This is a genomic window from Nonomuraea sp. KM90 (assembly GCF_052246675.1).
Taxonomy (GTDB): domain Bacteria; phylum Actinomycetota; class Actinomycetes; order Streptosporangiales; family Streptosporangiaceae; genus Nonomuraea.
The window spans coordinates 99277-116741 of the sequence record NZ_JBQQCB010000022.1; the positions used below are offsets into that span (position 1 = coordinate 99277).

The 17465-nt window shown below is 72.3% G+C and carries 15 protein-coding genes; 11 read left to right on the forward strand and 4 right to left on the reverse strand.

Annotated features, from left to right (window positions below):
• Position 1: 1 nt before the first annotated feature.
• Positions 2–562 carry a hypothetical protein gene (locus tag ACTWPW_RS23755; RefSeq protein ID WP_364117623.1) on the reverse strand — a complete coding sequence of 187 codons (561 nt, stop codon included), beginning with the start codon at positions 560–562 and terminating at the stop codon, positions 2–4.
• A gap of 91 nt (positions 563–653) precedes the next feature.
• Here ACTWPW_RS23755 and ACTWPW_RS23760 point away from each other — a divergent pair, with 91 nt between their 5' ends.
• The 6 genes from ACTWPW_RS23760 (at position 654) to ACTWPW_RS23785 (ending at position 10778) form a co-directional block, all read left to right on the forward strand.
• Entirely contained in the window at positions 654–2015 is a 1362-nt protein-coding gene (locus ACTWPW_RS23760) for an FAD-binding oxidoreductase (RefSeq protein WP_364117621.1), read from the forward strand.
• Between the two features lie 176 nt (positions 2016–2191).
• Positions 2192–4615 carry a protein kinase domain-containing protein gene (locus ACTWPW_RS23765; protein WP_443169935.1) on the forward strand — a complete coding sequence of 808 codons (2424 nt, stop codon included), beginning with the start codon at positions 2192–2194 and terminating at the stop codon, positions 4613–4615.
• A 265-nt stretch (positions 4616–4880) separates the two neighbouring features.
• Complete coding sequence (locus ACTWPW_RS23770) at positions 4881–6416, forward strand: acyl-CoA carboxylase subunit beta (RefSeq protein ID WP_443169949.1); 1536 nt, start codon at positions 4881–4883, stop codon at positions 6414–6416.
• Entirely contained in the window at positions 6413–8293 is a 1881-nt protein-coding gene (locus ACTWPW_RS23775; RefSeq protein ID WP_443169936.1) for an ATP-binding protein, read from the forward strand. Before ACTWPW_RS23770 ends, ACTWPW_RS23775 begins: the two co-directional genes overlap by 4 nt.
• Entirely contained in the window at positions 8290–9069 is a 780-nt protein-coding gene (locus tag ACTWPW_RS23780; protein WP_375109554.1) for an enoyl-CoA hydratase-related protein, read from the forward strand. The genes ACTWPW_RS23775 and ACTWPW_RS23780 overlap by 4 nt, the downstream gene beginning before the upstream one ends.
• 2 nt (positions 9070–9071) lie before the next feature.
• Positions 9072–10778, forward strand: coding sequence for an acyclic terpene utilization AtuA family protein (locus tag ACTWPW_RS23785; protein WP_375109553.1), 1707 nt, complete (start codon positions 9072–9074; stop codon positions 10776–10778).
• Here ACTWPW_RS23785 and ACTWPW_RS23790 read toward each other — a convergent pair.
• Positions 10734–11642, reverse strand: coding sequence for an ROK family protein (locus ACTWPW_RS23790; protein ID WP_443169937.1), 909 nt, complete (start codon positions 11640–11642; stop codon positions 10734–10736). The genes ACTWPW_RS23785 and ACTWPW_RS23790 overlap by 45 nt on opposite strands.
• A gap of 48 nt (positions 11643–11690) precedes the next feature.
• On the opposite strand from ACTWPW_RS23790, the gene ACTWPW_RS23795 reads away from it, so the two are divergent.
• The 5 genes from ACTWPW_RS23795 to ACTWPW_RS23815 all read left to right on the forward strand — a co-directional run bounded on the left by ACTWPW_RS23795 (position 11691) and on the right by ACTWPW_RS23815 (position 15174).
• On the forward strand, positions 11691–12497 hold the full coding sequence (locus ACTWPW_RS23795) for a GNAT family N-acetyltransferase (protein ID WP_443169938.1): 807 nt from the start codon (positions 11691–11693) through the stop codon (positions 12495–12497).
• Positions 12498–12559: 62 nt separating this feature from the next.
• On the forward strand, positions 12560–13573 hold the full coding sequence (locus ACTWPW_RS23800; RefSeq protein WP_375109550.1) for a phosphotransferase family protein: 1014 nt from the start codon (positions 12560–12562) through the stop codon (positions 13571–13573).
• Between the two features lie 96 nt (positions 13574–13669).
• Positions 13670–13930 (forward strand): hypothetical protein, encoded by a 261-nt coding sequence (locus tag ACTWPW_RS23805; protein ID WP_375109549.1) that lies wholly within the window; start codon positions 13670–13672, stop codon positions 13928–13930.
• A gap of 57 nt (positions 13931–13987) precedes the next feature.
• On the forward strand, positions 13988–14839 hold the full coding sequence (locus ACTWPW_RS23810; RefSeq protein WP_375109548.1) for a helix-turn-helix domain-containing protein: 852 nt from the start codon (positions 13988–13990) through the stop codon (positions 14837–14839).
• Between the two features lie 68 nt (positions 14840–14907).
• On the forward strand, positions 14908–15174 hold the full coding sequence (locus ACTWPW_RS23815) for a hypothetical protein (protein ID WP_364117601.1): 267 nt from the start codon (positions 14908–14910) through the stop codon (positions 15172–15174).
• Positions 15175–15184: 10 nt separating this feature from the next.
• On the opposite strand, the gene ACTWPW_RS23820 is transcribed toward ACTWPW_RS23815, so the two are convergent.
• Complete coding sequence (locus ACTWPW_RS23820) at positions 15185–16399, reverse strand: DUF1266 domain-containing protein (RefSeq protein ID WP_443169939.1); 1215 nt, start codon at positions 16397–16399, stop codon at positions 15185–15187.
• 98 nt (positions 16400–16497) lie between these two features.
• Entirely contained in the window at positions 16498–17460 is a 963-nt protein-coding gene (locus tag ACTWPW_RS23825) for an ABC transporter substrate-binding protein (protein WP_375109546.1), read from the reverse strand.
• Positions 17461–17465: the final 5 nt, after the last annotated feature.

Below are 17465 nucleotides of genomic sequence, written 5' to 3' on the forward strand. Positions count from 1 at the left end.
CTCAGCGGGGGCCGCCGCCGTTCCGGAAACCGAAGATGTACTCGCGCGTCTCGCTCGGGTGGAACGAGACGCCGACCCCCGGCTCGAACGCCACGTTGTCGCGGGCGCAGTAATAGAGGCGCTCCCAGACGGCCAGGGCCTTCTCCCTGGCCGGGGCCTCCTGCGTGTCACGCTTGCGGGCGCCGTACGAGCCGAGCACGTTCAGCAGCCCGAGCCCCCAGAACAGGCCCGTCAGGCAGAACGGGGCGAGCAGCACCTCGCCCCACTGCGGCTCCTGCCCCATCGCGATCACCAGCGACACGACCAGGTGCACCAGGGCCGCCACCAGGAGCAGGACGTAGCCCTGGTTCCTGGTCCACGCCGTGTAGTGGCGGCTGGGGAACGACAGCCAGACCGCGAGCTGCGTGCGGCTCATGACGTGCTTCGACGCGCCCAGCGACGCCGCGGTGGGCAGATCGGCGACCTCGCGCGTGCCCGGTAACCTGACCCGCCCGATCTTGTACGTGGTCCCGGCGGCGACCGCTCCGGGGACCGCGACAACCTGGTCAGTCTCCGAACACACCGGGCACCTGACTTCCACCCGGGCAGTCTGGCCTTAAGGAACCCACTGCGCAAACCGCAGGCAGCGGAGTTCAGCGCCTAATCTGCATAGCGTGAGACCGATTGATGCCTTGGTGAACTCTCTGTCCGAAGCCCGGGTCGTGACCGACCCGGACGTGATCGACTCCTACGCCCGCGACCGCACGTTCCTCGAACCCGGCAAGCCGCTCGGCGTGGTGCTGGCGGCCTCCCGCGACGACGTGGTGACCACCATGAAGTGGGCCACCGAGCACCGCGTGCCGGTGGTGCCGCGCGGCGCCGGCACCGGCCTGGCGGGCGCCTCCGTCGCCGGTGACGGCTCGGTCGTCCTGTCGCTGGCGCGGATGACCGCGATCCGGGAGCTCTCCCCCGCCGACGAGATCGCCGTCGTCGAGCCCGGCGTCATCACCGCCGACCTGGACCGGGCCGCCAGGGAGCACGGGCTCATGTACGCGCCGGACCCGTCCTCGTACGAGATCTCCACCATCGGCGGCAACCTGGCCACCAACGCCGGCGGGCTCCGCTGCGTGAAGTACGGCGTGACCCGGGACTCGGCACTCGGCCTGGAGGTCGTGCTGGCCGACGGCCGGATCCTGAACACCGGCCGGCGCACGATGAAGGGCGTCACGGGCTACGACCTGACCGGCCTGTTCGTCGGCTCGGAGGGCACGCTCGGCGTGATCACCGCCGCCACGGTGCGGCTGCGCCGCGCGCCGGCCGCGCCACCGGCGACGTTCGCGGCCGAGTTCGGCTCGCTGCGGGACGCGGGTGCGGCCGTGTCGGCGATCATGGCGGCCGGCTGCCAGCCGTCGCTCATGGAGCTGCTCGACCGGGCCACGCTGGAGGCCATCGACGACTGGCGCAACATCGGGCTGGAGAGCACGACGCAGGCCATGCTGATCGGGCAGTCCGACGCGGCCGACAGTCAGGCCGCGGTCGAGCGCATGGAGCGGATCTGCACCGAGAACGGCTCCTCCTTCGTGGCCGTGTCCTCCAGCCCGCAGGAGGCCGAGGAGCTGATCGGGCTGCGGCGGCTGGCGTACGGGGCCAAGGAGCGCCAGGGCGCGTGCCTGGTCGAAGACGTGTGCGTGCCGCGTTCCGTACTGCCCGACATGATCACCGCGATCGAGGCGGCGGCGGTGCGGCACGGCGTGCGGATCGCCACGGTGGCGCACGCCGGGGACGGCAACCTGCACCCGGTCTTCATCTTCGAGCACGGCACCGTGGAACCGCCCCCGGAGGTGTGGGCCGCGGCGGACGAGGTGTTCACGAAGGCGCTGGAGTTCGGCGGCACGCTCACCGGGGAGCACGGCGTGGGCCTGCTGAAGCAGCGCTGGCTGGCGCTGGAGTCCGGGCCGGTGGGGACCGAGGTCCAGCGCGGGATCAAGGCCGTCTTCGACCCCCTGGGCATCCTCAACCCCGGTAAGGCGATCTGAAAGGGGCGATCTCCCGTCACCAAGCCGTGACCTTGGGTTCCAAGATGTACACGACCTGCGACGAAACACTGACTTGATCCGTCAAAACGCGAAACTTCTGACACGTCCGGCAGACGCCCCAAGGGTCTCGCTGGTAGCGTTTTGCCACATCTGTTGGGTTGTGATGGGGGTCCGACGTGAATCAGTTCCAGCCGTTGGCGGCGGACGATCCGCGACGGCTGGGGACGTATGACATCGTCGCCCGGCTCGGCGAGGGCGGCCAGGGCGTTGTTTATCTGGGCAAGAGCGACTCCGGCGAACAGGTCGCGGTCAAGCTGCTGCACAACGCCCTGGTGGCGGACGCCGACGCCAGGACGCGGTTCCTGCGCGAGGTGGCGGTGGCGCAGCGGGTGGCCCGGTTCTGCACCGCTCCCGTGCTGCACGCCGACCTCGAGGGGAGCCGGCCGTACATCGTCAGCGAGTACGTCCCCGGCCCCTCGCTGCGCGAGATGGTGATCAACGAGGGGCCGCGGCGGGGCGCCGCCCTGGAACGCCTGGCGATCAGTACGGCCACCGCGCTCGCGGCCATCCACCGGGCGGGGATCCTGCACCGCGACTTCAAGCCCGCCAACGTGCTGATGGGGCCCGAGGGTCCCGTCGTGATCGACTTCGGCATCGCCCGCGCCCTCGACTCCCCCGGCGCGACCGCCACGGGGATGGCCATGGGGACGCCCTCGTACCTGGCGCCCGAGCAGCTCAGCGGGGCCGCGGTGTCGGAGGCGGCCGACGTGTTCGCGTGGGGCGTCACGATGGTGTTCGCGGCGACCGGGAAGCCCGCGTTCGGCGCCGACTCCATTCCCGTGGTGATGAACCGGATCCTGAACGAGGAGCCGGAGCTCGGGAAGATGGAGGGGCTGCTGGGCGACCTGGTGGCCGCCTGCCTGTCGAAGGACCCGGCGCAGCGGCCCAGCGCCAACGAGCTCATCGTCCACCTCACCGGCCAGCCGGCCCCGAAGGCGGCCGTCGAGCCGGTGACGGGCCAGAACGCCGTCCAGGCGGGCGCCGCCGCGGCTGCCGCCGCCGGCGCTGCCGCGAACGGCCCCGGCGGCAACCCGGGGACCACACCCGCGGGCCAGGACAACTACCCCGGCCCCTGGACCCAGCCGACCGGCCCCCACCCTGTGGGCACCCCGCCGCAGACCGGCGACTACGGCCACCCGGCCGCCGCCGCGGCCGCACAGACCCCCACCGCCGGCCCCCCGCCCCACGGCGCCCCCGGTCAGAGCGGGCCCGGTCAGGTCGGCGCACCGCAGACACCCCCGCCCCATGGCGGCCCACAGCCCGGAAGCCCTCATGGCGGTCCTCAGGCCGGTACACCTCATGGCGGTCCCCAGGCCGGTACACCTCATGGCGGTCCGCAGGCCGGGATGCCGTTTGGATCGCACCAGCCGCCCGGCGGCGCGCCCCAGCCCCAGCCCGGGCCCGGGATGCCCGGCGGCCCTCAGGCGGCCGCCCAGACGCCGCCCGGAGGCGCTCAGGGCGGCCCCTCCGCCCATGGCCCGGCTTCCCCTGCCCAGGGCGGCCCCGCCATGCAGGCCGGCCCCAACGGCGGTCTCCAGGCCGCGGCGTCCGGAATGCCCCCACAGGGCTCCGGCGCTCCAGGCCGGCCCTTCCAGCAGGGAGGACCCGGCGCGGCCGGTGGCGGGCCGGGCGGTCCCGGAAGGCCGGGCGCGGCCGGAGCGGCGCGACCGGGTGACGGGGCCCCCGCCAAGCAGCGCCGCACCCTGACGCTCGCCCTGTCCGGAGCCGCCGCCGCGGCCCTGCTCGTGGTCGCCGGTGCCGTCGTCGTCCAGGCGAACAGCCAGGAGGTCCCGGTGGTCGCCGTGGGCAACTCCTCCAACAACACGGACGGCGGCGGTTCGGGCGGCGACCAGCCGGACGAGCCCCCCGTGAGCACCGACCCGGGGCAGACCGCGGACCCGGTGCTGCCGACGCCGGAGGATTCCCCCACGGTCCCGACGCTGGACATCGAGCCGGAAGAGACCAAGAAGGTCAAGAAGCCGACCGAGGAGCCCGTCGCCCAGGTGCCCAACCCGGCCACGGACGCTCCCAGGCCCCAGACCACCACCAAGCGGCCCGACCCCGAGCCCACGCCCACCCCGACGAAGACCAAGAAGACGCCGAACACCCTGGTCGAGCCGGACATGGAGCCGACATCGCGCCCGTCCGAGGGCCCCACGACAACTGTTCCGGCGACCGGCAAGTCCACCAGGCCGACGACCCCGACGTTGAAGCCGAACACGTACAAGCCGACCGCCGTGTGCGGCGCCGGCTACAAGGTCGTCGACTCGCACGCGCTGGGCAGCAACGCCACGATCTACCTGCTGTACAACAGCAGCGCCGGCAAGAACTGCGTGGTCACGATGTCCCGCATGCTGATCCCCAGCAAGATGAGCATGAACGCGATCCTGCAGGTCAAGGGCGGCTCCAGCGCGAGCAACCCGGGCAAGTTCACGGCGTACGCGGGCCCGATCCGCCTGCCCGCCGCGAAGAAGTGCGTGATCTGGGGCGGCTCGTGGAGCTCCTACACCTGGAAGTCCGGCTGGAGCCACTGCAAGTAGTCCTGGAGCGTCTCCATGAGTCGGTGCCCGGTCCTTTTCCGAGCACCGACCAGCGCCCGTCATCGGCAGCCGGTCAGGACGCCCTGTCCCGTGCCCGTCTGCGCGGTCGTGCGCTAACGTGATCGCCAGGCCACCGGTTCCCCTTGGGAAACGCTGTTCGGTTGCGTGCTCGTGGGGCTGACGGCCGTCGTGGACTCCAGGAGGGCGCGTGATCAGGAGCAGGCTCGACACCGGGAGCGACGACTACCGGCTGCGCCGTGAGGCGATGCTGGCCAAGCTGGCCGAACTGCACGCCGAGCACGCCAAGGCGGTGGCCGGCGGCGGGGCGAAATACGTCGAGCGCCATCGCGCCCGCGGCAAGCTGCTGGCCAGGGAGCGGATCGAGCTGCTGGTCGACCCCGACTCCCCCTTTCTGGAGCTGTCGCCGCTGGCGGCCTGGGGCAGCGATTTCCCCGTGGGGGCGAGCGTGGTGTCCGGGATCGGGGTGATCGAGGGCGTCGAGTGCGTGATCACGGCGAACGACCCCACGGTCCGCGGCGGCGCCTCCAACCCGTGGTCGCTGCGGAAGTCCCTGCGGGCGTCGGACATCGCCCTGCGCAACCGGCTCCCGTACGTGAACCTGGTCGAGAGCGGCGGCGCGGACCTGCCGACGCAGAAGGAGATCTTCATCCCGGGCGGGCAGATCTTCCGGGACTTGACGAGGCTGTCGGCGGCGGGGGTCCCGACGGTGGCGCTGGTGTTCGGCAACTCCACGGCGGGCGGGGCCTACGTGCCCGGGATGAGCGACTACGTGGTGATGGTGCGGGATCGGGCCAAGGTGTTCCTGGGCGGCCCGCCGCTGGTCAGGATGGCGACCGGGGAGGAGTCGGACGACGAGTCGCTGGGCGGCGCGGAGATGCACGCCAGGGTCAGCGGCCTGGCCGACTACCTGGCCGAGGACGAGCACGACGCGCTGCGGCTCGGGCGGCGGATCGTCGCCTCGCTCGGCTGGCGCAAGCTGGGCCGGCCGCCGGAGCCGGACGTGCGGGAGCCGGCGTATCCGGCCGACGAGCTGCTCGGGATCGTGCCGGAGGATCTCAAGGTGCCGTTCGACCCGCGGGAGGTGATCGCGCGGGTGGTGGACGGGAGCGAGTTCGAGGAGTTCAAGCCGGTCTACGGGGCCTCGCTGGTGACGGGGTGGGCGCGGATCCACGGCCATCCGGTGGGCGTGCTGGCCAACGCCCGCGGGGTGCTGTTCAGCGCGGAGTCGCAGAAGGCCACGCAGTTCATCCAGCTCGCGAACCAGTCGCGCACGCCGCTGGTGTTCCTGCAGAACACGACCGGCTACATGGTCGGCAAGGAATACGAGCAGGGCGGCATCATCAAGCACGGCGCGATGATGATCAACGCGGTGTCCAACTCGACCGTGCCGCATCTGACGGTGGTCATGGGGGCCTCGTACGGCGCGGGCAACTACGGCATGTGCGGCCGCGCGTACGACCCCCGCTTCCTGTTCAGCTGGCCGAGCGCCAAGTCGGCGGTGATGGGGCCGGCGCAGCTCGCCGGGGTGCTGTCCATCGTGGGGCGGGCGTCGGCGCAGGCGAGGGGGCAGGTGTACGACGAGGAGGCGGACGCGGCCATGCGGGCGATGGTGGAGGCCCAGATCGAGGCCGAGTCGCTGGCGTTCTTCCTGTCGGGCCGACTGTACGACGACGGGGTCATCGATCCCCGCGACACCCGTACGGTGCTGGGCATGTGCCTGTCGGCGATCAACAGCGCGCCGGTTCCCGAGGCGGCGGGATTCGGGGTGTTCCGGCCATGATCACCCGCCTGCTCGTCGCGAACCGGGGCGAGATCGCCCGCCGTGTCTTCCGTACGTGCCGGTCGCTCGGCATCTCTACGGTCGCCGTGTTCTCCGACCCCGACGCCGGCGCGCCGCACGTGGCCGAGGCCGACCTGGCGGTGCGCCTGCCCGGCGCCCGCCCCGCCGACACCTACCTGGACGTCGAGCGCGTCCTGGCGGCCTGCCGGGCGAGCGGTGCGGACGCCGTGCATCCCGGCTACGGCTTCCTGTCCGAGAACGCGGACTTCGCCCGGGCCGTGCTGGCGGCCGGCCTGGTGTGGGTCGGGCCACCGCCCGAGGCCATCGCCGCCATGGGCGCCAAGGTCGGGGCGAAGCGGCTGATGACGGAGGCCGGAGTGCCCGTGCTGCCCTCGCTCGACCTGTCCGATCCCGGGGAGTTCCCGCTGCTGGTGAAGGCGTCCGCGGGCGGGGGCGGGCGCGGGATGCGCGTGGTGCGCGGGCCCGGGGAGCTGGCGCGCGAGGTGGAGTCGGCGCGGCGGGAGGCGGAGGCGGCCTTCGGCGACGGCACGGTGTTCGCGGAGCCGCTGCTGGAGGGCGCCAGGCACGTGGAGGTCCAGGTGCTGGCCGACCGGCACGGGGCCGTGTGGGCGCTGGGCGAGCGCGAGTGCAGCGTGCAGCGGCGGCACCAGAAGGTGGTCGAGGAGTGCCCCTCGCCTGGGATCTCGGACGGTACGCGGGCGGTGCTGTACGACGCCGCCGTCCGGGCCGCCCGGAAGATCGGCTATGTCGGGGCCGGGACGGTGGAGTTCCTGGTCAAGGGGGACCGGGTGGCGTTCCTGGAGATGAACACCCGGCTCCAGGTCGAGCACCCGGTCACCGAGCTGGTCCACGGCGTCGACCTCGTACGCCTGCAGCTGGAGGTGGCCGACGGCGCGGCACTGCCGCCGGACCCGCCCGCGCCCGCCGGGTGGGCGGTCGAGGCGCGGCTGTACGCGGAGGACGGGGAGCATCTGCCGCAGACGGGGGTGTTGCGGCGGTTCGAGATCCCGGGTGACGTACGCGTGGATTCGGGGGTGGAGTCCGGGTCGGTCGTGTCGCCGCACTACGACGCGATGCTGGCCAAGATCGTGGCGCACGGCTCGACGCGGGCGGAGGCGGTGCGGAAGCTGGTCATGGCGCTGCGGCGGGCGAAGCTCCACGGCCTCACGACAAACCGCGACTTACTGCTAAAAATCCTGACAAATCGGGATTTCATGGCCGGCGACACGCACACCGGCTTCCTCGACCCCGGCGGCCCCGTCCGCGACGCCCACGAAACCGGCCCCGAAGCCCCCGACGAGCTCGCCGTGCTGGCGGCCGCGCTCGCCACCGCCGCCGCCAACCGCCGCCGCGCGCAGGTCCTGTCCGGCCTGCCCGCCGGCTGGCGCAACGTGCGCTCCCAGCCCCGCGTCGCCCGCTTCGTGGAGGCCGAGGTGGTCTACGACCCGCTCCCGGAGGGGGTCTCGGTCGTCAGCGCGGAACCGTACGCGGTGGTCCTGGAGCGCGGCGGCGTCCGGCGTACGTTCGAGGTGGCCTCCTACCCGGACGGAAAGGTCCACGTCGACCACGCCGAGGGCCGCGCGGAGCTCACCCCGCTCCCCCGCCTGCCCGAACCCGCCGAACACCTCGCCCCCGGCTCCCTCCTCGCCCCCATGCCGGGTAGCGTGCTGCGGGTCGAGGTGGAGCCCGGCGACCGGGTGACCAAGGGCCAGGCGGTCCTCGTCCTCGAGGCGATGAAGATGGAGCACCGGATCACCGCCCCGGCCGACGGCGTGGTGTCCGGCGTACACGTGGAGAAGGGCCAGCAGGTCGACGCGGGAGCCGTGCTGGCGATCATCCAGGAGGGGGACCTATGACAAGCCTGGTGCACCAGGACCTCGCGGGAGGCGTCGCGACGATCACGCTCGACTCGCCGCCCAACCGCAACGCGCTGTCCGTACGCCTGCTCGGCGAGCTGGCCGACCGGCTCGGCTGGGCGCTGGCCGAGCCGGAGGCCAGGGTGATCGTGCTGACCGCCACGGGCACGGTGTTCTGCTCCGGGGCCGACATCAAGGAGCAGCGCGCCTCGGAGGGCCGGCCGGGGGCGCCGGTGACGGCGTCGTTCCCGGAGATCCTGGAGCTGCTCTGGGAAAGCCCGAAGCCGGTCATCTGCCGCCTCAACGGCACCGCGCGGGCGGGCGGGCTGGGGCTGGTGGCCGCGTGCGACTTCGCGATCGCGCCGCTGACGGCGTCGTTCGCGTTCACGGAAGTACGCCTCGGGGTCGCGCCCGCCATGATCTCCGTGCCGGTGCTCAGGAGGCTGGGCGCGCGCGCGGCGGCCGAATACTTCCTGACCGGCGAGGTGTTCGACGCCGCGCGGGCGGCGGAGATCGGGCTGCTGTCGAAGGCCGTGCCGGAGGACGAGCTGGACGCTACCGTCGCCCGCTACGCCGGGATGCTGATGAAGGGCGGGCCGGAGGCCCTGGCGATCACGAAGCGGCTGGTCAGGGAGGTTCCCGGGGTGTCGTTCCAGGAGGGGCTGCGGCGGATGACCGAGCTGTCGGCCGAGCGCTTCACCTCGGAGGAGGGCCAGGAGGGCATCGCGGCCTACATGGAGAAGCGGCCGCCCAAGTGGGTCCCGCCGCAGGTCTGATCATGGTCCTGCGCGTCGCGAACTGCAGCGGCTTCTACGGTGACCGCCTCTCCGCCGCCAAGGAGATGGTCGAGGGCGGGCCGATCGACGTGCTGACCGGGGACTGGCTGGCCGAGCTGACGATGCTCATCCTGGCGGGGAACCGCCTCAAGGGTCGCCCCGGCTACGCCCCGACGTTCCTGCGCCAGCTGGAGGACGTCCTGGGCCCCTGCCTCGACAAAGGCATCAAGATCGTGACCAATGCCGGCGGCCTGGACCCGGAGGGCTGCGCGGAGGCCGTGCACGAGCTGGCCGCCCGCCTGGGCCTGTCCCCCGCCGTCGCCCACGTCACCGGCGACGACCTCACCGGCCGCCCGCTCGACCTGGTCAACGCCGACACGGGCGAGCGCCTCACGGCCACGCCCCTGACCGCGAACGCCTACCTCGGGGGCCGCCCGATCGCGGCCGCGCTGTCGGCGGGCGCGGACGTGGTGGTGACCGGCCGCGTGACGGACGCGGCCCTGGTGACGGGTCCCGGCATCTGGCGGTACGGCTGGGGGCCGGACGACCTCGACCCGCTGGCGGGCTCGGTGGTGGCCGGCCACGTCATCGAGTGCGGCTGCCAGGCCACGGGCGGCAACTACGCGTTCTTCCAGGACGTACCGGACCTCGCGCACTGCGGCTTCCCCCTCGCCGAGCTGCGCGCGGACGGCTCGGCGGTGATCACCAAGCATCCCGGCACGGGCGGCCTGGTCTCGGTCGGCACGGTCACGGCGCAGCTCGTGTACGAGCTGGGCGGCCCGCGCTACCTGGGCCCCGACGTGGTGGCCAGGTTCGACACGATCACGCTGTCGGACGACGGGCCCGACCGGGTGCTGATCTCGGGCGTGCGGGGCGAGCCGCCGCCCGACACGCTCAAGGTGGCCGTCAACTACCTGGGCGGCTACCGGAACACGATGACGCTCGTGCTGACCGGCCTGGACGTGGCGGAGAAGGCGCGGGTGGCGGAGGAGGCGATCTGGGCGCGGATCCCCCGCGAGTCGTTCGACCAGGTGGACGTGACGCTCACGGAGTCGGGCCTGCTGCGGATCACGGTCATGGACGCCGACCCGCGCCGGGCCGGCCGCGCCTTCTCCTCGGCCGTGGTGGAGACGGGCCTGGCCAGCTACCCGGGCTTCTACGGCCTCACGCCGCCGGGCGACGCCTCGCCGTACGGGGTGTACTGGCCGGTCCTGGTGCCCGCCTCAGAGGTCCGCCCCCGGGTGTTCCTGAACGGCCGCGAGCTCCCCGGCACCGGCCCCGCCACCACCGGCGCGCCCGTACCCGGCGCCCCCGCACCCCCTGACCGGGCGGCCGACCCCGGCGCCCCGGAGGCTGTTCCCTCCCCGGCGGGCGATGTCGTGCGCGTCCCTCTGGGCCGCATCGCCGGGGCCCGCTCGGGCGACAAGGGCGGCACCGCCAACCTCGGCGTGTGGACCGACACCCGGGCCCGCTACGACTGGCTGGCCGCCCACCTCACCTCGGACGCCCTCAAACAGCTCCTCCCGGCCCTGAAGGACCACCACATCGACCGCCACGACCTGCCCAACCTCAAGGCGCTCAACTTCGTCGTGCACGGCCTCCTGGGCAGGGGCGTGGCGGCCAGCCCGCGCATGGACCCCCAGGCGAAGGCCCTGGGCGAGGAGCTACGCGCCCGGCCCGTCGACCTCCCGGCGGCCCTCCTCCCCTGACACGGCCCGCCACCCCAGCAGCCCGGCCCCCCGCAGCCCGGCGAGCACCCCCAGCTCCGACACCCGCACCTCGGGCGCCGGCCGGAACCCGAGCCGCGCCGCCAGCCGCTCCCGCAGCGGCCCGACCAGCGCGTCCCCCGCCAGCGACACCCCGCCGCCCACCACGATGGCGGCGGGGTCCAGCAGCAGCGTGTACGTCGCCAGCGCCAGGGCGAGCGCCTCCACCGCCTCCCCCCACACCTCCACGGCCCGGGGATCCCCCGAGGCGGCCAGCCGCACCACCTCCTCGGCCGAGCCCACCCCGCAGCGCGCCGCGACGGCCGAGCCGGACGCGTACGCCGCCAGGCACCCCCGCTGCCCGCACCCGCAGGGCAGCCCGTCCGGCCGCACCGGCACGTGCCCGATCTGCCCGGCCCAGCCGCCCGCACCCCCGTACAGCGCCCCGGACAGCACCACGGCGCCCGCGATCCCCGTGCCGATGGGCAGGTACAGCACGTCCTTCCCGCCCGCCCCGTACGCCAGCTCAGCCTCTCCCGCGGACCGCACGTCATGTCCCAGCGCGACCGGCAGGTCCACGTCCGTGAACGCGGCGGCGGGCACGTCGTGCCACCCGAACGCGGCGGAGAAGACGGCGTGCGTCGGCGTGACCAGCCCCGGCACCGCCAGCCCCACGGCCAGCGGCCGGGCGCCGCCGCGCGGCCGGGCGAGGTCGGCGACGAAGGCGGAGACCGCGGCGATCACCCGATCCGGGCCTTCGGCCCGGGGTGTGGGCCGCCGGTCAAAATCCAGGATTGTCCCATCGCGGGCGATATATCCGCCTTTCATGGTGGTGCCGCCCAAATCAATCGCGGCCACGTAATCCATCCGGATATCCTCCACCCGCACGAGCCCTCGGCACGCAGAAGGACACGCATGACCGTACGCCGACTCACCCTCGACGACCTCGACGACTGCTCCCGCCTGGCCAAGGACCGCGGCTGGCTGCCGGAGCGGCACAAGTGGCGCCTGCTGTTCGAGATCGGCGAGGTGTACGGAATGGACGCCCCCGACGGCGACGGCCTGGCCGCCACGAACATCCTGACCCGCTACGGCGACGACCACGCGGTGATCAGCATGGTCCTGACCGCCTCCAGGTTCGGCAGGCAGGGCCTGGCCCGGCGGCTCATGGAGCACGTGCTGGAGCAGGCGGGCGGGCGCACGGTCTCGCTGTACGCCACCGAGCACGGCCGCCCCCTGTACGAGCGGCTCGGCTTCCGTGTCGTCGGCCGGGCGGCCAAGCACACCGGCGTCTTCAAAGGCGAGCCGTCGGGCCGGACCCGCCCGGCCACGGAGGCGGACCTCGGCCGGATCCTGGAGCTCGACGCCGAGCTGTTCGGCACGGACCGGTCGGCGGCGCTGCGGCGGATGTTCGGCTTCGGGGAGCAGGTGCGCATCGCCGAGGGCGGCTTCGGCCAGTGCTGGCGCAACGACGACAACACGGTCATCGGCCCGGTCGTGGCCAGGGACGAGGAGACCGCCCGCGCCCTGATCGGCGACCTGGCGCTGCACGCGGGCGGCGAGGTGCGCATGGATCTCGACCTGGCCAAGGCCGGCCTGGTCCGGTGGGCGGGCGAGCACGGCATCGGGAGCCCGTGGGAGGTCTCGATGATGGTGCGCGGCGGCGAGCTGCCCGGCGACCGCTCCTGCCAGTTCCTGCCGTACATGCAGGCGCTGGGTTGACCGTGCGCGCGGCGCTCTCGTAGGGTCGGCTACCAGAATATCGTTCTGTCGAAGGGCGGTACATGACCTCCACCCACATCGACGTCGGCGCCATCGACTTCGACGCGCTGGGCGCGTGGATGGACGACCAGGGGCTGCCCGGGGGCCCGATCAGCGGCACCGCGCCGGTCCTGGGCGGCACGCAGAACGTCATGGTCCGCTTCGAGCGCGCCGGCCGCCCGTACATCCTGCGCCGGCCCCCCATGCACACCCGGCAGAAGAGCAACGAGGTGCTGCGCCGCGAGGCGCGGGTGCTCGCGGTGCTGCGCGACACGCCCGTCGCCGCGCCCCGGCTGGTGGCCGCGCAGACCGCGCGGGAGCCGGTGTTCTACCTGATGGAGCCGGTGGCCGGGTTCAACCCCTCGACGGGGCTGCCGGAGCCGCACGCCTCCGACCCGGCGATCAGGCACCGGATGGGGCTGGAGGCCGCGGCGGCGCTGGCCGAGCTGGGGCGGGTCGATCCGGGGCTGCTGCCGGGGTTCGGCCGGCCCGAGGGGTTCCTGGAGCGGCAGGTGCCGCGCTGGCTGAAAGAGCTCGACTCGTACGCGCAGTTCGACGGCTATCCCGGCCCCGACATCCCCGGGCTGCCCGAGACGGCCGACTGGCTCGCCCGCCACCTGCCCCGCACGTTCACCCCGGGCGTCATGCACGGCGACTACCACTTCTCCAACCTCATGTTCGCGTGCGACGGCCCGCGCGTGGCCGCGATCGTGGACTGGGAGATGTGCACGGTCGGCGACCCGCTGCTCGACCTCGGCTGGCTGCTGGCCACCTGGACCATCAACAACACCCACGTGCCGGGGCTGCCGGCGCCGCAGGAGATCGTCTCGTACTACGCGGCGCTGTCGGAGCGGGACCTGTCGGCGATCGACTGGTACGCGGTCATGGCCTGCTTCAAGCTCGGCATCGTGCTCGAGGGCACCCACGCGCGGGCGTTCGCCGGAAAGGCACCGCGGGACATCGGGGATCTTCTGCACGCGACGACGTTGGGATTGTTCGAGCGGGCGCGGGAGTTCATGGACGGTTCACTCGGCTGACCGCCTCCCATCACGATTTCCGGAAAAACGATCTCACCGTTATCCCCGGGACGTACAATTGCGCGCAATTGCATCTGTTCTCGGGGAAGGATCGTCATGCGTATGCGGTTCCTCGGCTCCACCTCGGAGGCGGGCGCCTGCCCCACCTTGTACGAGACCGACCGCGGCACCATCGTCGTCCAAGGTCTGCAAGTCACCGACGCGGAGGCCCTCGCGGACCTGCGCGACGTGCTCGACGGCGAGACCGCGGTCGAGGTGCCCCGCGAGCTCATCACCGAAATCGCCCGCCGCGTCCTTCCCGAGGGCGCGGCAAACGCTTACCCGACCGGCGGAGGAACACCGACGGCTACCAGTTGATCACAATTGCGGCGGGCCCTGGCATGATCGGCTCCCGCAGGTCTAGCCTCTTGCGGCGTGACGTCCTTTCAGCAGGCGCGCATCGACCTCGGCAGCCAGCTACGTCAGCTGCGCGAGGCCGCCCACCTGTCGGGCAAGGAGCTGGCCGAGCGGCTGCGCTGGCAGCCGTCCAAGGTCTCGCGCCTGGAGAACGCCCGGCAGACCGCTACCGAGGATGACGTGGTCGTGTGGGCGCAGGCCGTCGGCGCCTCGCCCGACACGACCGACGAACTGATCAGGCAGTCGATCGCGCTGCTGGAGCGGCACGACGACTGGAAACAGCGCCACCGCAGCGGCCTGGCGGCGATCCAGGAGGACGTGCGCGACCTGGAGGCGCGCACGAAGCTCTTCCGCGTCTTCGAGCCGGGCATCATCGTGGGCCTGCTGCAGACCTCCGAATACGCCCGGCACGTGTTCCGCAAGGTCAAGCGGCTCTACAGCGCCGCCGACCAGATCGACGCGGCGGTGCGGGTGCGGATGCAGCGCCAGGAGATCCTGTACGACCGGACGCGGACGTTCAGGTTCGTGGTGACCGAGGCGGCGTTGCGCACGTCCCTGGCTCCGCCCGAGGTGATGCGCGGCCAGCTCGACCGCCTGCTCGCGGTGAGCACGCTGCCGAACGTGGAGTTCGGGGTGATCCCGTTCGGCACCGAGCTGCCGGCCAACCCGATCAACGGGTTCTGGATCTACAACGAGGCCATGGTGGCCGTCGCCACGATGACGAAGGACCTGATCCTGCGCGACCCCGATGACATCGCCTTCTACGTGCGGGCCTTCGACGATTACGCCAAGGTGGCCGAGTTCGAGGAAACCGGGCGGGAGGTCATCATCGACATTCTTCACGAATACCGGAAACAAACTCCACATTAACCGCAGCAATTGCTTGCCTCCCACCGCAAGATCGTGCAATTCTGTGCGAGACGTTGCGGAGGTGACGCATGATGCTTGATACCGCGCTCTGCCTCGAGCGGTTCGCGTGGCACGCGGGTCGGCACGCCGACCTGTCGGTCCATCGCCTCGCGCTGTCGAGCGACCCCGCCTACGTGTCGGTCCGCAATCGCTTCTCGGCCACCCTCGCGGAGACCGTGACCTGCTCCGACGAGGGCGCCTTCATCACGTCGTGGGGCTACCGCCTGGGCACCACGGAGGACGTCGAGTCCGCCGCCGCCCGCCTCGCCTTCCTCCTGGCCGCGCTGCCCGCCTGAGCGGGTGGCGTCACGGGGTCCTGAAGGGGATGTTGAGCCAGGGGCTGTTCGGGTCGGTCGTCAGGATCCGATGGGCGTCGAGCATCTCGCCGTACCAGTCACCGAACTCCTCCTCGTCGAAGTGGAGGCAGCGCCCCAGGATGTAGGCGGCCGAGAAGTCCTCCCAGGACCGGTAGTTGATCCGGCTGACCCGTCCGGCGTGCAGCACGGCCCGCTCGGCCTCCTCCAGGCTGCAGTAGCGGGCGCCGAGTCCCCAGCGGGCCATCTTCGAGGCCCGCCCGTAGTCCCACGCCTCCACCGACTGGACGAACCTGCCCTCGGCGAGCAGCCCGTCCGCACGGAACCGCGCCTCATATCGGGTGATGCGTCCGATGAGCCGTTGCGCCCCGGCGACCTGGGCCTCCGCCTCGGCGTCGCCGAGGGGGCCGGGCCCTGGAGCGTCCTCGCTCAGGCGACTCCGAAGGACGCGGGAGGTCACGTTCCGCCAGTGGTCCACCTCGACCACGCCGCCGAAGTCGCGGGCCAGGGTCCGGCGGACGCCCAGCACGAACTCCCAGACCGGGCTGCTCATCCGGCCGCCGAGAAGGGCCTCCTGCGCGCTCTGCCACCCTTCCCGGCCGGTGATGTCCCACCACTCCCGTAGACGCCTCCGCTCACGGACGTAGCCGGTGCCGTGCCAGCCCATCGCGTTCCAGAGGGAGCCGTTGCTGACGCACAGGAGCGCCCCGCAGGCGAGCCCATGAGCCACCGGGCCGTGGAGCGGGCCTCCGGACCACAGGGTCCGCAGCTGGTTGCGGCGGGGATACGTCGCCCGCTCGGCGTGCCGGCGCCAGGCCTGCCGATGGGCGGCGGTCGCGGGGAAGAACGCCTCACAGGGGGTGCCGGGGTTGATCGCCAGCCACTCGTCGTCCTGCGGCCAATCCTGCACGAGTTGCGCCAGATCGGTCAGGAAGAAGACCGGGTCGGGCACGGGCGCCGGGAGCATCCCGTCGGTGAAGAACGCGAGGCACCTGGCGCCGTGCCGGGGGCCCCAGTGGGCGGTGTTGAAACGGATCCAGCCGGGCTTCGCGTCGGCCTGGGCGCGCGTCATCGCGTGATAGAGGTTCGCGGTGGCGAGGACGTCGAAGTACGCGGCCCAGTCGCCGTGCGTCTTGGCGTCGTACAGACGGTGTTCGATCTCGGTGGGCGCCCGCCAGGGAGGGGCGGGCGCCGCCGCTCCTCCCATGAGTGGTGCACCCTGGTCCGTAGTGAGATCATGCCCCGTCCCCATGCCGCCGTAGATTACCGGCGTTCCCCCTCACCCGGCGGCCACGGGCGCCGTCGCTAGCAGCCCGCCTTGTAGAGCACCTTCTGCACCTCGGGCTGATCCACGTTGTCCGCGGTGACGATCGTGGCCTCGGTCGGGATCGACGGCGTCACCTGCTGCCCCCGCACCGCCGCGACCGCCTGCTCGACCCCCTTGGCCCCGATGTCCCCGGGGAGCTGCGCGATCAGGGCCTGCACGACGCCGTCCTTGAGCTGCTTGACCTGCGCCGGCCCCGCGTCGAAGCCCACCATCTTGACCTGCCCGAGCTTGCCGGCCTGCTGGAGCGCCGAGCCCGCCCCGGTGGCCGAGTTGAGGTTCGCGGCGAAGATGCCGGCCAGGTCGGGATCCTTGGCCAGGGCCGCGTTCACGATCCTGGACGCCTCACCGACGTCGTTGTGCGAGTACTGGACGCCAAGGGAGGACATGCCTGGATGGCTCGCCTTGATCTCGTCCTCGAACCCCTTGATCCGCGCGTCCACGGTGCTGACCCCCGGATCGGTGGAGATCACCAGCACCTTTCCCTTGCCCCCGATCTGCTCCGACAGCGCCTTGGCCGCCGCCGCGCCGCCCTTGAGGTTGTCGGTGCTGATCCTCGACAGGCCGATGCTCTGGTCCTCGACCACCGTGTCCACCAGGATGATCTTGATGTTCTGCTGCTTGGCCTGGGTCAGCGGCGCGATCATGGCCTTGACGTCGGTCGGCGCGATGAGCAGGGCGTCCGGGCGCCCCGCCACGACCGAGTTCACGATCGGCGTCTGCAACGTGGGGTCGAACTTCTGCGGCCCCTGCACGTCCAGCGCCACGCCCAACTCCTTGGCCTTGGCCCGCGCCCCGCACGCCATGGTCTCGTAGAACTCCTCCCCCGCCAGCCCCTGCACGAGCGCCACCCTGACCTGGCCGGAACCACCACCGCCCCCGTCACCGCCGCACGCGGTGATCATCAACAGCGCTCCTCCGAGAACGGCCATGGCCTTGCGCATGGTGG

Coding starts and splice junctions, on each gene's coding strand:
- ACTWPW_RS23780 (WP_375109554.1), top strand. CDS start 8,290: ATGACAAGCCTGGTGCACCAGGACCTCGCGGGAGGCGTCGCGACGATC.
- ACTWPW_RS23795 (WP_443169938.1), top strand. CDS start 11,691: ATGACCGTACGCCGACTCACCCTCGACGACCTCGACGACTGCTCCCGC.
- ACTWPW_RS23825 (WP_375109546.1), bottom strand. CDS start 17,460: ATGCGCAAGGCCATGGCCGTTCTCGGAGGAGCGCTGTTGATGATCACC.
- ACTWPW_RS23815 (WP_364117601.1), top strand. CDS start 14,908: ATGATGCTTGATACCGCGCTCTGCCTCGAGCGGTTCGCGTGGCACGCG.
- ACTWPW_RS23770 (WP_443169949.1), top strand. CDS start 4,881: ATGCTGGCCAAGCTGGCCGAACTGCACGCCGAGCACGCCAAGGCGGTG.
- ACTWPW_RS23800 (WP_375109550.1), top strand. CDS start 12,560: ATGACCTCCACCCACATCGACGTCGGCGCCATCGACTTCGACGCGCTG.
- ACTWPW_RS23775 (WP_443169936.1), top strand. CDS start 6,413: ATGATCACCCGCCTGCTCGTCGCGAACCGGGGCGAGATCGCCCGCCGT.
- ACTWPW_RS23790 (WP_443169937.1), bottom strand. CDS start 11,642: ATGGATTACGTGGCCGCGATTGATTTGGGCGGCACCACCATGAAAGGC.
- ACTWPW_RS23820 (WP_443169939.1), bottom strand. CDS start 16,399: ATGGGAGGAGCGGCGGCGCCCGCCCCTCCCTGGCGGGCGCCCACCGAG.
- ACTWPW_RS23805 (WP_375109549.1), top strand. CDS start 13,670: ATGCGTATGCGGTTCCTCGGCTCCACCTCGGAGGCGGGCGCCTGCCCC.
- ACTWPW_RS23785 (WP_375109553.1), top strand. CDS start 9,072: ATGGTCCTGCGCGTCGCGAACTGCAGCGGCTTCTACGGTGACCGCCTC.